This is a genomic window from Candidatus Anaplasma sp. TIGMIC (genome assembly GCF_028204095.1).
In the GTDB taxonomy this organism is placed as follows: Bacteria; Pseudomonadota; Alphaproteobacteria; order Rickettsiales; family Anaplasmataceae; genus Anaplasma.
In genome coordinates this window covers 1-14949 of the sequence record NZ_JAQLOH010000026.1, presented here as the reverse complement: position 1 = coordinate 14949, position 14949 = coordinate 1, and the positions used below count along the sequence as shown (strand labels likewise).

The following is a 14949-nucleotide window of genomic DNA, read 5'->3' as shown; positions in this document are numbered from 1 at the left end:
TGCAATCTCTCGTTCCACTGCTTTTCGTTCCAATGTTCATGAACTGAAGGGGGCAATATCAGAAGGGGTATACTTTGCTGAAAATCTAAACCTACATGAAGTGGTGGTTGATAGGTACAACTCGGCTTCTGGCATTACTGTTACTACTATAAATGATGAAAAGAAATATATGGCTGCCAGGAGCATAATTATAGCTACGGGTACGCATGAAAATTCCATCACCCTAGAGGAGTGCAGAGAGTACAAAAGAAATGCAGACACTGATTCCCCTGCCACAGTGCAGATAGATGAGAACAACTTCCATATCTCTGAAGAAGGAACCGTCAGCATATTCGGGGACATTCATCCACATTACAAAGGTAGCGTTGTTAGAGCTCTTGCAAGCGCGAAAACAGGATATTCATCCATCTCAAAGGAATTGGAGAAACATCCAAAATGCCCTGACAATGGGAAGTTCTTCTCCGAGATCAACAATGTACTACTGTCAAGAGTGGTATCTGTTGTTGAGCTAGCAGATAAGATAGTGGAAATTACAATCCACTCACCGTTGGCTTCTGCAAATTTTCAGCCAGGAATGTTCTACAGACTGCAAAACATAGGAGAAAATGACCGGCACGGAATGGAGATGGAATGTATTGCAGTCACTGGAGCATATGTAGACAAGAAATGCGGTACGGTAACCGTTGTAGTACTTGATGTAGGAGGATCTTCTAGACTGTGCTGGAAGCTGAAAAGTGGCCAGTTAGTAAGCCTGATGGGCCCTACAGGAACTCCCACACACATACCGAATGAGAAAAACGTGCTTCTCATTGGTGGAGGTGTGGGTAATGCTGTTCTTTTCTCCATAGGCAAGGAAATGCTGGACAGAAAGTGTAATGTGCTATTCTTTGCGGGGTTTAGATTCCTCAACAGCGTATTTGGTATACAACACATAGAAGCTGCGTCTGATGTTGCTGTATTATGCTGTGAAGATGGATACCTCGTACCTAACAGACAATCAGATTTCTTCTACAAGAGTAACATAGTTCATGCACTGTTGGCCTACGGCGCGGATACAAAGGCTGCGATAGCTTTAAACACTATAGACAGAGTGGTGATGGTTGGATCATGCGGGATGATGGCAGCAATAAACAGAGCAATATCTTGTGAGCTGAAGCATTTATTCAGGCCTGATATCGAAATAATAGCTTCAATAAATTCCCCAATGCAGTGCATGATGAAAGAAATATGCGGGCAGTGCATACAAAAACATGTAGATCCTTTAACCGGAGCTGAAAGCTTCGTTTATAGCTGTGTGAATCAAGACCAGTGCGCCAAGAAGGTGGACTTTGACTTTCTACAAAACAGGCTGAAACAAAACAACGTTTTGGAAAAATGCGCCTCCATGTGGGTCAACCACTGTCTAAGTGAGCACGTAAGAAGTACTTGCGTAGAAACGTAAACGGTCAGTGTTGAGCTCAGCAGTAGCGGTTAGTGCACAGCTATAAACCTGTAAATGTCTGGACAATGTGCCACGAAAGTTACCGCAAACCTTGCAGCTTGTAGCATCCACATACCAGAGATCCGCAGGGTCTGTGTGTTGGACTATGAACCTCTTATGCCAGCAATCAAAATTTACGGGTATAGCGAAGCATATCCATTTTTAAGCCAGTATTACAAAACCTCACAGACGTTAAACTCTTGTTTAGTGGCTGACATACCGTAAGGTAAACTAAAGGCAAAGCTCCCTAATATGCACTTACGTTCGCAACAAATAAGCTTCTACTTAGGTGAACGCATTATCTCTATAACGCAATGTTACATTGCCGGTAATAAAGGGCCAGACAGGCGAAAATTACCACACAGTACCATAGAGCTGCTCTGCAGCAAGTGCTGCACAGTACCTCAGGCTCAAATACCTTGCATGCCCTAACAATTTCTTGAAGGGAGAAACACGGAATATATTGCTACTATCACTGTGCAAATAGCAACTCAAAATTACGCAAGCAGGTGGCTTTTCGTCTTACAAAAAGCATAACAAATATGCCCATAAATAGGTTTTAAGTAACATGAAGTTATAAAATGAACACGCGTAATTTATGCTCCCTATGCGCTGTACTGGCGAACGAAAAGATGCATTGCAATTTAAAAAACAAATCCTTACAATCAACACGTTTCCAGTAGCCAGTGATGTGTTATGTGTTTTCCTAATATTCATAAGCAAGGGTACCCTTTTATAGGGATAGCGTTCCTGCTGACATGCGTCGGCTTTGCTTTCTCTATTGGATTGGGGGTCGTTTTCCAGATCATCACTGTGATGTGCGTATGTTTCTTCCGGAATCCTGAGCGTGTTGTTCCCGTGGACGATGGTCTAGTTGTCAGCCCTGCCGATGGGGTTGTTACTTCAATCGCAGAAGTTGAATCTCCTGTGGAAGATGGTAAGACTGTGCGACGTATAAGCATATATCTCAGTGTCCTCGACGTTCATGTAAACCGTATACCTGTTTCAGGGGTAGTAAAATCTGTAGAGCATCGTGCCGGAAAGTTTACCCCTGCATGTACTGATGGTTCCGTTAATGAGAATGAGAGAACAAGGTCAGTTATTGAAACCACGTTTGGGAATCACAATGTCGTAGTAGAGCAGATTGCTGGTTTGATTGCCCGCAGGGTGGTATGTGATGTAAGGGCTGGTGATTCGGTAAAGCTAGGGTCGAGAATGGGAATAATAAGGTTCGGCAGCAGGATGAATGTCTACATTCCTGTCGATGTTCCTATTTTGATATCTGAAGGCCACACTGTGGTGGGAGGAGAGACCATTATTGCGGACTTTGACGTCAATCGTGTTCCAGGCCGGCATGGTATGGTTTTCGAAAAGGTGTAAATACGACATCGGGAATTCGTGTTGTGATTTTCGTGGTGTGCGTCTATGGACGAAAGCGATGGGAAAGGAAAAGGAAGTGACAGCTACTTGCCAATAGTGAAGCTGTTTCCCAGTGTCATAACAATGTTGGGTTTATGCTTTGGCCTAACGTCAATCAAGTGCACTTTCGCTGGGCAGTGGGAGTCCGCTGTCACTTTTATAATTATTGCTGCTTTCATGGATGGAATAGATGGCAGGATAGCACGGTTGCTGAATTCTGCTACTGATTTTGGTGCACAACTAGATTCCTTAGCAGACTTTTTAAACTTCGGAGTCGCCCCTGCTTTCCTTCTATATTTTTGGCTACTGCGCAGCATGAAAGTTGTGGGCTGGATGCTCGTTATGGTATTCGTAGTCTGCATGTCGATAAGGCTAGCCAGGTTCAATGTGTCCCTGTGCTATGGAGACGAGAAAGATAGTTGGAAGAAATACTTCTTCGTCGGAGTACCTGCTCCCATCGGAGCGCTACTGTCGCTGGTGCCTGTCATGCTAACCTTCAGTGATTTGGACGTTTTCTGGATATCAAGCACTGCACTAGGGAAGAACGTGGTGGCACTGTACTTTCTATTCATAGCCTTCCTATCCGTGAGCAATATTCCTACAATGTCTGCAAAACATCACAAAATACCCAAAAAGTGGTCGTATGTGTTTGTAATGCTGCTCGCCCTCTTAATGGTCTTGGCTATTACAAACCCCTGGGTTACTTTCCCAGTAATGGGGTTGCTGTATCTTGTTTCCATTCCAATAGGCGTGGCATATTACATGTACGTAAATTCGAGGAGCATAAATTTAATCGAAAAACCGGCAGAAGATGTTGCAGTATCTGGCGTTCCTGACGCAGCGCGCGATGATGACCTATAGAACCGTCGCTTAAATCGTTATACTGCACTATCAGTGCTGCGTAAAATTATCGTTATAAGTTTGCCTGCATATACTCACATATGCTGAAACAGTGGTTTGCGCCATCTCACCGCATATATATTAAGTAGGAAATCGTGTTTGAACAGCCTTAGCAAGACCTTATAAACTGGCTTTACATTGCCCTTGGAAAGGGCAATTTCATGCGTCCTTTGTCCATACGATGTCACAAGCAAATGTCTTTTGTGCTCTACGTGCGCAAAGAGTAACACTCAGAAACCACTCGTGTGCTTCTAGACAGCGAGGTATATCGGTAAAACCACCTGCTGTAGCTCCAAAGAGTAAAAACTGGGATTGTGCAGTTCTGGCTTGCCTATGGTGCTATTATGGAGCTGTAGATCCGCGTCGTTGGGATACATGTTTAAGTTAGTACGTTTATTGTTTCCTAATAGACAAATAGAATTGTCCACAGAGCAGCATATCTAGCGTTACTCAATAAGGATCTTACTCATAGGAGCTCAATACACTTTTGTGGGCACTGCATACTTTCGCGCAATGCCTAGCGTGAGCGAAGCCACAAACCCTAATCGCAGAGCATACTGCGCACTCATGCCATGTTAGCATCGCGCCCATTGCGCTTTTAGAAACCTTCTAGTGCCATAAGCCTAGCATTAGCCTCATTGCAATGTTGTGCCCCACATCATGTTGTGGGGAGAACTGGAAAAATCCCTTTCTTGCGCAAGAAACCACCGTTTTCACAAGCCCATACAACTTCAGCATATCTGTATTGCTTTGTGATGCTTTATGTGATAGCCTGGTCAATCCGGTTGCACGCGGTTCTGCGTGCTCTGAAGTCACTTACATTGCGTTTTGTTGTTATTATGTCAGAAGCTCGTAATTTGATACTGGCAGTGGTTACATCCGTCACTATTATGATTGGATGGAAGTTTGTTTATGAAAAGTTTTTAGTAGACAAACACGTAACTGAAACTGCCTATGATATGGAATCTCTCATACCTGAGGTAGATGATGTAGTTGAGCACAGGTCGTACAGCGATGCCATAGAACTAGTACCAAGAGTGAAGCTGCGGAACTCGAGGGTTTCTGCGTCGGTGTCTCTTAACGGTGCATATGTAGACGATGTTTCATTGACAAACTACCTGGTTAGCCTAGAAGACAACGCAGAAAGTGTACGGCTAATGTCCCCAGAAGGAACAATGGAGGATTCTCTTGTTGCATTCGGCTGGGTTGATCCAAAAAACAATATAAAGGTGCCTCGTAGCGACACAGTTTGGGATGTTGATACAGATAATGAGGGCGAGTGCTGCGCCGTAAAGTGGGATAATGGTGAGGGGCTGGTTTTCAAAATCAGATTTGCCTTAGACCAGAACTACATGTTTACCGTGACTCAGGAAGTGGAAAACAACACTGAGAGCGATATTACACTAGCGCACTACGGTAGGATAAATAGGACGCATGGTAAGGATAAAAAGTCATTCTGGATATCGCACGAAGGTGCAATTGGCAGCTTCGGTAACGGAGTGAAAGAGTGGACTTATAAGGATATAGAAGAATCTGGTAGCATTCGATTGAGTGGGATAGCCAGTGGTGATAGCGGTCACAGCTGGATTGGCTTTGCAGATAAATATTGGTTTTCAGCATTGATACCAGTTGATCCGCAAGACCGAAAGGTAGCTTATAGGGCTCAGAATTTGCGCAGAGACGGGGTGAATCGCTATCAGGTAGATTTCAGCAGGTCTCATGGTGTTATAAAGGCGCACAGCACAGCACGTGCGGTCACTAACTTGTTTATAGGTGCCAAAGAGTTAGATTTGCTCGATAAATACAAGGCAGAGCTAAATATACCACTGTTTGATAAGGCAGTAGACTTTGGTATGCTGTATTTCGTAACAAAGCCTGTGTTCCTGCTGTTGCAGTATTTTAACAAGATATTGGGCAATTTTGGCTTAGCTATTGTCATGTTGACTGTGACCATAAAGCTGGCGGTTTTTCCGTTGTCTCTTCGGTCATATGTATCTATGTTTAAACTAAAGAAGCTACAACCTGAAATCGCCAGGATTAAAGAGCTGTTTAAGTCTGATGATCTACGAGCAAGCAAGGAGATAGCTGCGTTGCTGAAGAAACACCAAGTCAGTCCTCTTTCAGGTTTTCTGCCTGTATTAGCGCAGATTCCGGTGTTTTTCGCGCTATACAAAGTTTTATTTGTCACAATAGAAATGCGTCATGCTCCCCTGTTTGGTTGGATAAAAGATCTTTCAACTCAAGACAGCGCCAACTTGCTGAATTTCTTTGGTATGATCCCGTTTCAGCCCCCTATTTGCATCGGAGTGTTGCCTGTTATTTTGGGCGTCACTATGATATTACAGCAAAAGGTAATGCAGAAAGATAATGCAGATCACGATCGCTACGGGGTTATGAAGTTTTTGCCATACATATTCGTGTTTATATTCTCATCGTTTCCTTCGGGTCTTGTGTTATACTGGATCTGTAGCAATGTCATCACGATCGCGCAACAGTTGATGGTCCGGCATTTCGTGTGTGATAAGGATTTCTCAGGGAGTTCTGCATAATAGTTAAAGGGGATTATGGATAACGGTTTGAGTGCCCTTATTGTCGTTGGGGATTTTCACGCAAAGGTTTGTGAGTTTCTAGTTGATGGAGCGGTGTCCAGGCTTGTGTCATATTGCTCCGATGTAAAGTACGAGATAGTTGCGGTTCCTGGTGCTTTGGAGATACCACCTGCATTAGCATTTGCTATAATGAGCGATCGTGAGCGCTACGACGGGTATATAGCGCTAGGATGTATTTTAAAAGGAAAAACACAGCACAATGACCACGTAGCCAGGTCCGTGTATTCCTCCATGGGAGATATTGCAGTGCAGCATGCAGTGCCGCTTGGCACAGGAGTGATTACTGCCGAAAACATCGAACTGGCGTTAGAGAGAGCTGATGTAAACAGGCTGAACGTGGGGGGTAGTGCTGCTTCCGCTATGCTCCGTATGGTAGAGCTTTATAGGAGGTTTTTGGGTCAGTAATATGCAGGAAATTATAGAGCAACCTAATGATACACCCTGGCATTCAGGGAGGACTGTGGCGAGGTTTCTCGCTGCGCAGGGGGCTTATGCAATGACGTTTGCCTCCTACACTTTGGGTGACTTAGATGGGCTACTGGAATACCTAGGCGAAATGCGGACCGTCATGGATTTGCAAAAAGTGGACAAGAAGCTTTTATCGAAGATTCTACAGTGCATGCTTGAAAGACAGGCTGAAGTGGATGCCCTGATCACGCTGCACATAAGTGAGAAATGGACCATAGATAGGATAAACCTTGTTAGCCTTGCTATAATCAAGGCTGGTGTGTGCGAGTTGCTTTGTTTAAACACTAATGAAAGCATCGTTATCGATGAATACGCAGGTATAGCGTCGTCTGTGCTTGAGGCTTCTGAGATAAGTTTTGTAAACGCTGTTCTGAATAAGGCAAAGGCAGTGCGCACTGTTGACGCATCAGAGCTGCATACACATTGCAATCCATCTTCTGGGGACGCAATAGCGTTGTCAGAGAGAGTTTCGGAATCTGATGCTGGTGCCGTACCTGAATCAGTAACCGCGAATACTGCAACTGGGTCAGTTGCGTCGGACTTATTTTCTGTAGGTTGCTAGTTTGTAGCTTGTTAGGGAGTGATTGATTATGGCTAAAGGGGTCATAAGCATCCGTGGTGCAAGGGTACATAATCTCAAGAGTGTTGATGTCGATTTGCCCAAGAACAAGCTTATTGTCATAACTGGGGTCAGTGGTTCTGGAAAGTCGAGTCTTGCATTTGATACCCTTTATGCTGAGGGGCAGCGAAGATACGTAGAGAGTCTATCATCATACACAAGACAGTTCATGAATCTTCATGCCAAGCCCGATGTTGATTCTATAGAGGGGTTGTCTCCTGCAATATCTGTTAGCCAAAAATCGACATCAAAAAACCCGCGTTCTACGGTATCGACAGTTACGGAAATTCATGACTATCTGCGCTTGATGTTTGCACGCATCGGGGTCCCCTACTCTCCAAAAACAAAGCGGCCCATTATAAAGATGTCGGCTTCGCGTATCGCCCATGAAATTGCCTGTTTGCCAGTTGGGTGCAAAGTGCATCTTCTGGGCCCTATCGCTAATGTTCGCCCTACTGAGTACTCCAAAAAAATCTCTGCTATACGAAAACAAGGATATGCCAGAATATCAGTTGATCGTGTAGTATATGATATAAACGCCATACCCTCTTTGGAGCACAACAGAAAGTATGATATTGCAATCGTCGTAGACCGTTTGTCTATTACTGGAGAAAAATCTAATCGCATTTCAAACAGTGTGGAAAATGCTCTGGCGATCGGTAATGGCGTCATGCAGGCAGAGATCGTGGCTCTGCCAGAAGGTTATACGGACGACAAGTACGCCGTAGGGCAGATTCTGGCGTTTTCTGAGCATTTTATTTGCACAGATAGCGGCTTCAGTGTCGGCGTACTCGAACCGAAGCTTTTTTCGTTTAATACAGTAACCAGCGCTTGCCAGTTTTGTTTAGGTTTGGGAAAGAGCCGTACTATTGATGCAAATTTGGTTGTTCCTGATGTGGAATTATCTATACTTGAAGGAGCTATAGACCCAGTTGGGCCACTAAAGTCGTTGTGTTACTCCTCACATGAATCTGTGTTCATGCAAAAATGCAGGAGTGAAATAACTGCTCTCGCGAAGAGGTGTGCTTGTGATATATCTCAACCCTGGCGCTCGCTAGATGTGAGATTCCGCAATCTTGTGTTGTACGGGAATGAAGAAGGCAAGTTGAATTCGGGAAATTCCGGAGGTTTTAGGGGTATTGTCGGTCTGCTAAGTGAAACTGGTAATACCGTAGTGGAGAGAATAGCGGAAAGGTATTCTACATCAAGCAAATGCAGCCACTGTAACGGCTATAGGTTATCTCCTCAGGCATTGTCGGTAAAGATAGATAATTTGCACATGGGAGAGGTGTGTGCCATGACTGTAGTAGAAGCTATAGACTGGTGTAGAGCCCTACCTGCGCGACTTACCGAATTTGAAAACGCTGTGTGCAGCAGGCTTTTGGAGGAAGTTATCCGACGCCTGACTTTTTTGCGTAACGTGGGTCTGGGTTATCTAACTTTGGATCGTGAATCTAGAACACTTTCTGGCGGCGAGAGTCAGCGCATTAAGCTAGCATCACACATAGGGTCGAGTCTGACCGGGGTGTTGTATGTGCTCGACGAGCCATCTATTGGTCTGCATCAGAGAGACAATGCATTACTTATAGAAACCTTGAATAACCTTAAGGATATGGAAAATACCGTTGTAGTCATAGAGCATGATGAAGAAACAATCGTACGTGCCGACTACATAGTGGATGTTGGTCCAGGAGCTGGCATTCACGGTGGAGAAATTGTTGCACAGGGCTCATTAGATGATGTGCTAGCAAATCCTCAGAGTATAACGGGCAAATATTTGAGTGGGCAATTGCGGATACCCATTTCAGAAGGCAAAAAAGTATTTTCAAACTGGATAAAAATAAAAGGAGCTCGCAAAAATAACCTTAGAAATGTGGACGTCGAAATTCCGATTGGGGGGTTCACTTGTATTACGGGAGTTTCCGGTAGCGGAAAGTCTAGCCTTATCAGTGACATATTGTATCCCTATGCACTGAGCAAAATTTACGGTGTCACTCCCCCACCCGAGGAGTGTGCCGCTATATTTGGCCTTGAGAATATAGATAAGGTCATTGAAATAGACCAGTCACCCATAGGTAGAACGCCCGCATCCAACCCTGCGACATATGTAGGTTTGTTTTCTCACATTAGATCGTGGTTTGCTGGGCTGCCACTTTCAAAGTCGCGTGGATACACGATGAGTAGGTTCTCATTCAATGCCAAGGGTGGAAGATGTGAGGCATGTAAGGGCGATATGTATGTAAAGATAGAGATGCATTTTTTGCCAGACATGTACGTAAAGTGCGAGGAATGCAACGGGTTAAGGTATAACCAAGAAACCTTGGAGGTCACATACAAGGGCAAATCCATAGCCGATGTTTTGGAAATGACTGTTGATCAAGCTCTCGATCTTTTTGCATCAATACCTCTAATCAGAGAGAAGCTAGAATCCCTGCAAAGTGTAGGTATGGGGTACATCAAGATAGGGCAGCCCTCAACAACACTATCTGGCGGTGAATCACAAAGAATAAAGATGTCAAAAGAGCTATCAAAGCGTTCCACCGGAAACACATTGTATATCCTGGACGAGCCTACTACAGGCCTTCATATTTCCGATATTCACAACTTGCTTGAAATTTTACATCGCCTTTCCGACATGGGTAATACTGTCGTAGTAATAGAGCACAATCTGCACGTGATCAAAACTTCTGACTACATAATAGACATAGGACCTGAAGGAGGCGTAAATGGGGGACAGGTTGTGGGATGCGGCACTCCACAGGAGCTTGTAAGAAATTACCCACACAGCTCTACTGCTCAGTATCTAGCTCCCTACCTGCAGGAACAGGTGATCCGACAGCATAAGTTGTAGATGTGTATTTTGTGTTGCACAATCATCTGTAAGCAGTGCGGCTACTATTCCCAACGACGCGTAGATCGATCGCGACATAGATATGAGGCATGTTTACATATCAACGCATGGTGCAATGCATTTCCACTTACAATAAAAACTTCTATAGGTTTGAGCGCACTAACACAAAGCGACTCTTTAAGGCCTTAGTACCACCGAACACTGACAAGGCCCTGGGTAAATTTACGTGTATTTGTTATGCAAGCTAACTTGGTCCCTATCCTGCCATCAAGGGCATTTTCCAAACTTTACGCTTAGTAATAGGCAACCATTACACCCAAATCCCCTCTTCCCGACATTGTGATCTCCTTTTACACAGCGCCTTCTATAGAGGCTCGAAAGAAGTCTTGGGTATTGGCAAAATGCCTATGTCTCAGACAGGCGAGACACTTCAAGACCGTGTTTCTTTTCCCGAGGTTATTTTACGGAAGCTTTGTACGCGCCGAGCCTGATTCGCCGTACGTACGGAACTGACCTAATGCGATTTATACAGCGCTTTCTAAGTGAGGAAATTTTGTGTCTTCGCAAAAAAAACTGACTCATACATGTAACGCAGACCACATTGTTTTCCGAAGGTAACTCTACTGTAAGCCGTTAACGAACCAAATTCTACTTTGAACAATGTAATGTTTACCCACTGCTTTTCTCACACTTCTTCCAGCGCGCAGGCTATAATGTAGCAAAGATTGGTACTAGCAATGTTTTTTTCGGCAAAAATTGTAAAACCACTAGCTCTAAAAATCTTACTTGCCGCATGGGCTGAAGGCGTCATATGTAATTTGCATTCAGAAATTTTTGGGACACCGTTTCCCCGCTGTGGGCTTAAGGGTTATTAGGTCAGCATTTTATATGCTTCAGTTAAAAACTGAAATAAACTCATCGTACTTTGCATGGCTGCTTTCCGTACAGATTTGAATAGCAAACTTTTATTTGCATTGCTGACTAAAAGCCCGCACTCACGCTCTGCCATCGTAATAAGGTATTCCGCTATAGGGTAATTATAGTGGTACGGCGCATAATGCCAATTCCACATACACACAACAAGTTTTAAAGTATGCCGCAACTTCTAGAAGTATACTGCGCACACGGCTTTGAGGTGAAATACTACAGCATTGACCACTCACCAAAACAAAGCCCCTGTACTGTGTCAGTATGGATGTAAGGAATTTATTATAAGCTCCTGTAGAATGCCGTACCCCTCAACCTGTCCTCCATTTACGCCTCCTTCGGGTCCTATGTTCATAGTGTCAGTAGTATTGGAAAGGTGCAGACTATAGCAACAATTTCCAGAAAGCTCATGTGGTCACTCATAGTCAGCGCCTTGACCCCACGTTACTAAGGCTACAGTGCCGCGACATAGTGATTTATCTTGCCTAGTGACACGCCAGATCGCCGCTATCAATGCCAAAAGCTTGCAACTGCTATATCCAGCTATAACCGACCGTAGCCATAACAGCTGCACTACCCATCTATTAGACCACGATAAATTTATTTAATCGGCAACACAGCTGAATACAGAACTCATCTCGGAGAAGGAAAGAGTCTTTGTCTGTAAATACGGTACCATCGACAAAAACACACTCTAATATTCGATAGTTTTTCACAGTATGGAAATTAGTAAGTGAGGATTCTATGCCTGTTCTTGTGCGCAAAAATATGAGCGTTCCTAAAAAATTCAGCGCTATAGTTTTTCCTTCCAGGGCAAGATACAAGTAATATGATTACAACATGGCTGAATATGAAATTCTAGTTTGTTTTATGTATCACAGAATGTCCTAACATCTTTAGCAAATTGACATTCTTGAAGAAATTTGGCACAATTTCGGCGCGCCATGGGTGGTATTGATTTGCGTGTTTGATGTTGGTGAGTATTCCTCAGTTTTAGTCTTCTTCTCATTGGCAGCGGTGTTGTCTTCGTTGTTTGCTGTGCTGCCGCTCTTCCTAGCGAGACGCAGGGATTCCATGGAGAAGTTATCTCCCTATGAGTGCGGGTTCGATAAGGATGAAAGCTCCAGCTCGGTGTTTGACATAAAGTTCTGCATCGTGGGGATTTTGTTTGTAATCTTTGACGTAGAGGTAACTTTCATATTTCCGTGGTCAGTAAGCTTGGGCGCTATTGGCGCAGCTGGTTATTGGTCAATGCTCAGTTTTATGTGCATATTGGCAATTGGTTTTGTATACGAGTGGAACAGTGGCGCTTTGGAGTGGGAGTAAATATGGGCGAGTTCAATACGATGCTGGAGAAGGAGCTATGGCAAGGTTACCAAGACCAGGGTTTTGTAGTAACTCAGTTCAATGACCTTGTGGAGCGGGTTGTCAAGTGGGCAAGAAGCGGCTCTTTATGGCCTATGACGTTTGGTTTGGCGTGTTGCGCCGTAGAGATGATGCACACAGCAGCCAGCAGGTATGACCTCGACAGATACGGCATTATGTTCCGTGCCAGTCCCAGGCAGGCTGATGTCATGATAGTCGCTGGTACTTTAACAAATAAAATGGCTCCTGCACTGCGCCGCGTTTATGACCAAATGGCTGACCCGAAATACGTAGTCTCTATGGGAAGTTGCGCTAACGGTGGCGGGTATTACCACTATTCCTACTCTGTAGTGCGTGGCTGTGATCGGGTGGTACCGGTAGATATTTACGTTCCAGGTTGTCCACCTACGGCTGAAGCTCTATTGTATGGGCTCCTTTGCTTGCAACAAAAAATTCTACGGAACAGTAGGTAAGTCTTGAGGATAACGGAATGACTTCCGAAGAAGAGTGCATTATCGACCATGTTGTTGGACTACTTGGCAAGCAAGTTATCCTACGCGGTGACGGAGTCTTTGAATGCAGCTTAGACGCTGAGCATTTGCTCAATTATTTGACAACACTGCGTGATGATCCAAAGCTAAGGCTTAAGGTCCTAACCGACGTTTTTGCAGTTGATTATCACAACCGCAGGCCACGCTTTGAAGTGGTGTATATGTTGCTCAGTCTTGCAAAAAACATTAGGCTTTGTTGTAAAGTCGCTGTAGTCGAGGGTGAGAGCCTTCCAACTGTTTCCTCAGTGTTCAGCTCTTCTGTGTGGTTTGAGCGCGAAGTATACGACATGTATGGTATAGAATTCAGCAACCATCCCGACTTGAGGAGAATTCTGACCGACTATGGCTTCACCGGGCACCCTATGCTGAAAGACTTCCCCTTAACTGGATATGAAGAGGTGCAGTACGACTTTAGAAAAGGGAAAGTCACGTACCAGCCCGTCAATTTGCAGCAAAATTTCCGCCGCTTTAATTCAATGTCTCCTTGGAAAGGCTCCTCCCCCGAGTCACAACATGAGCCAAAAGATCAAAATTAAGTACACGCAGCAGCCGTAAGATGGCGGCAACGCGCATCATTTCATATGAAAGCATGTTGGCAAGTCTTAAAATGCCCGACAGCGATCTAACTCATTGTGCAGATCGCCAACTTCCAACTCCGTGCTATTATGTACGTGTTGGAGAAGTGAAATGATACACGACCAATGTACATCTTGTTTGCGTGACAACACACAAGAAATGAGAAATCTGCATTATCCCTAAAGAAACTCTACTGCTGCGTCTCGTACCTACGTAGTACAGAGCAAAGTTTATACCGATTCAAATTGGCGCTTCAAACTGTGCACAAAATACACGGAAGTATGCAGCTTTTTTCCTTCAGCTTCCGACTATGAAATCTGTAGCACAACAAATATTTCATGCATTAATGGCACGGCTCTCCTCTAACAAGCATCTGGGAGAACGGTGCACCACAAGCTCTTAAATTACGCATACTGTGCACTGTACTAAAGGTATGTTCAGCATGATAACAAAATACCTGTATACGATTCCCGGAGCTTTTTATAGTTTGAATACCCTTGGACCACACGTGCCTGTGTCCTAAAAAGGTAGTTACGTAATGAGGTGATTCGTGCTAGGCTTGGGCGCTGTTTATTTACTGTACGATGGGGTAGTCGTGAGGGTTTTACTAACAAATGATGATGGGTTTCACGCTCATGGCATTAAAGTGTTAAGAGATATCGTCTCGCAGGCCTTTTCCGAAGTGTGGATATCAGCCCCTGCGGGGAACTGCAGTGGAATGAGCAGATCTATTACCGTAAATTCGGCCGTTACTGTACGCTGCGTTGGTGATAGAGAGTACACCGTAGATGGTACACCTGTAGACAGTGTAGTGCTAGGCATGTTGACAATGCGAAACGTTGCTGGCGTTGAGCCTGATTTGGTACTGTCGGGCATAAATCACGGGTCTAATGTTGGAAGCAGAATCTTGTATTCTGGGACGATTGCTGCAGCTGCTGCCGCAGCTGCTGTGGGCGTACCGTCAATTGCTATAAGCCAAGAGTACTGCGCTTCAGAGATTAACTGGAAAAACTCCGAGAAAGTTTTGCTGGGGATGATAGAATCATTCTTGAGCGATGAACGGTGGAATAGGCAATCCGTGATGAGCATCAACATACCGCATGCCGATATCAAAGGGACGTACTTTGTCGAACAAGGAGAATACTGGCCGCACGACGGAGTGGTATCCGAAGAAGGGAAAACAC

The 14949-nt window shown here is 44.5% G+C and carries 10 protein-coding genes and 1 pseudogene; all 11 read left to right on the top strand.

Annotated features, from left to right (window positions below):
• Nucleotides 1–1441 (top strand): annotated as a pseudogene (locus PGW94_RS03425) (glutamate synthase subunit beta); the annotation flags it as partial.
• A 735-nt stretch (nt 1442–2176) separates the two neighbouring features.
• Nucleotides 2177–2860: a phosphatidylserine decarboxylase gene (locus tag PGW94_RS03420; protein ID WP_271758663.1), complete on the top strand. Its 684-nt coding sequence runs from the start codon at nt 2177–2179 to the stop codon at nt 2858–2860.
• A 45-nt stretch (nt 2861–2905) separates the two neighbouring features.
• Nucleotides 2906–3760, top strand: a complete 855-nt coding sequence (locus tag PGW94_RS03415) for a CDP-alcohol phosphatidyltransferase family protein (RefSeq protein WP_271758661.1) — start codon at nt 2906–2908, stop codon at nt 3758–3760.
• 878 nt (nt 3761–4638) lie between these two features.
• Entirely contained in the window at nt 4639–6348 is a 1710-nt protein-coding gene (gene yidC, locus PGW94_RS03410) for a membrane protein insertase YidC (RefSeq protein WP_271758667.1), read from the top strand.
• Nucleotides 6349–6363: 15 nt separating this feature from the next.
• Nucleotides 6364–6813 carry a 6,7-dimethyl-8-ribityllumazine synthase gene (locus PGW94_RS03405; protein ID WP_271758659.1) on the top strand — a complete coding sequence of 150 codons (450 nt, stop codon included), beginning with the start codon at nt 6364–6366 and terminating at the stop codon, nt 6811–6813.
• Nucleotide 6814: 1 nt separating this feature from the next.
• Nucleotides 6815–7438 (top strand): transcription antitermination factor NusB, encoded by a 624-nt coding sequence (gene nusB, locus PGW94_RS03400; RefSeq protein WP_271758657.1) that lies wholly within the window; start codon nt 6815–6817, stop codon nt 7436–7438.
• A gap of 28 nt (nt 7439–7466) precedes the next feature.
• A complete protein-coding gene (uvrA, locus tag PGW94_RS03395) occupies nt 7467–10346 on the top strand; it encodes an excinuclease ABC subunit UvrA (RefSeq protein ID WP_271758655.1) in 2880 nt (959 codons plus the stop codon).
• 1881 nt (nt 10347–12227) lie between these two features.
• Nucleotides 12228–12599 carry an NADH-quinone oxidoreductase subunit A gene (gene ndhC, locus PGW94_RS03390; protein WP_271758664.1) on the top strand — a complete coding sequence of 124 codons (372 nt, stop codon included), beginning with the start codon at nt 12228–12230 and terminating at the stop codon, nt 12597–12599.
• A 2-nt stretch (nt 12600–12601) separates the two neighbouring features.
• On the top strand, nt 12602–13111 hold the full coding sequence (locus PGW94_RS03385; protein ID WP_271758653.1) for a NuoB/complex I 20 kDa subunit family protein: 510 nt from the start codon (nt 12602–12604) through the stop codon (nt 13109–13111).
• A gap of 17 nt (nt 13112–13128) precedes the next feature.
• A complete protein-coding gene (locus PGW94_RS03380; RefSeq protein ID WP_271758651.1) occupies nt 13129–13725 on the top strand; it encodes a complex I 30 kDa subunit family protein in 597 nt (198 codons plus the stop codon).
• Between the two features lie 590 nt (nt 13726–14315).
• Nucleotides 14316–14949, top strand: a 634-nt coding sequence (surE, locus tag PGW94_RS03375; RefSeq protein WP_271758649.1) for a 5'/3'-nucleotidase SurE, incomplete at its 3' end; no start/stop codon positions are given.

Excerpts from the sequence above, each read along its gene's own strand:
- PGW94_RS03380 (WP_271758651.1), top strand. The coding sequence starts at position 13,129 with ATGACTTCCGAAGAAGAGTGCATTATCGACCATGTTGTTGGACTACTT.
- uvrA (WP_271758655.1), top strand. The coding sequence starts at position 7,467 with ATGGCTAAAGGGGTCATAAGCATCCGTGGTGCAAGGGTACATAATCTC.
- nusB (WP_271758657.1), top strand. The coding sequence starts at position 6,815 with ATGCAGGAAATTATAGAGCAACCTAATGATACACCCTGGCATTCAGGG.
- PGW94_RS03415 (WP_271758661.1), top strand. The coding sequence starts at position 2,906 with ATGGACGAAAGCGATGGGAAAGGAAAAGGAAGTGACAGCTACTTGCCA.
- PGW94_RS03420 (WP_271758663.1), top strand. The coding sequence starts at position 2,177 with ATGTGTTTTCCTAATATTCATAAGCAAGGGTACCCTTTTATAGGGATA.
- yidC (WP_271758667.1), top strand. The coding sequence starts at position 4,639 with ATGTCAGAAGCTCGTAATTTGATACTGGCAGTGGTTACATCCGTCACT.
- PGW94_RS03385 (WP_271758653.1), top strand. The coding sequence starts at position 12,602 with ATGGGCGAGTTCAATACGATGCTGGAGAAGGAGCTATGGCAAGGTTAC.
- PGW94_RS03405 (WP_271758659.1), top strand. The coding sequence starts at position 6,364 with ATGGATAACGGTTTGAGTGCCCTTATTGTCGTTGGGGATTTTCACGCA.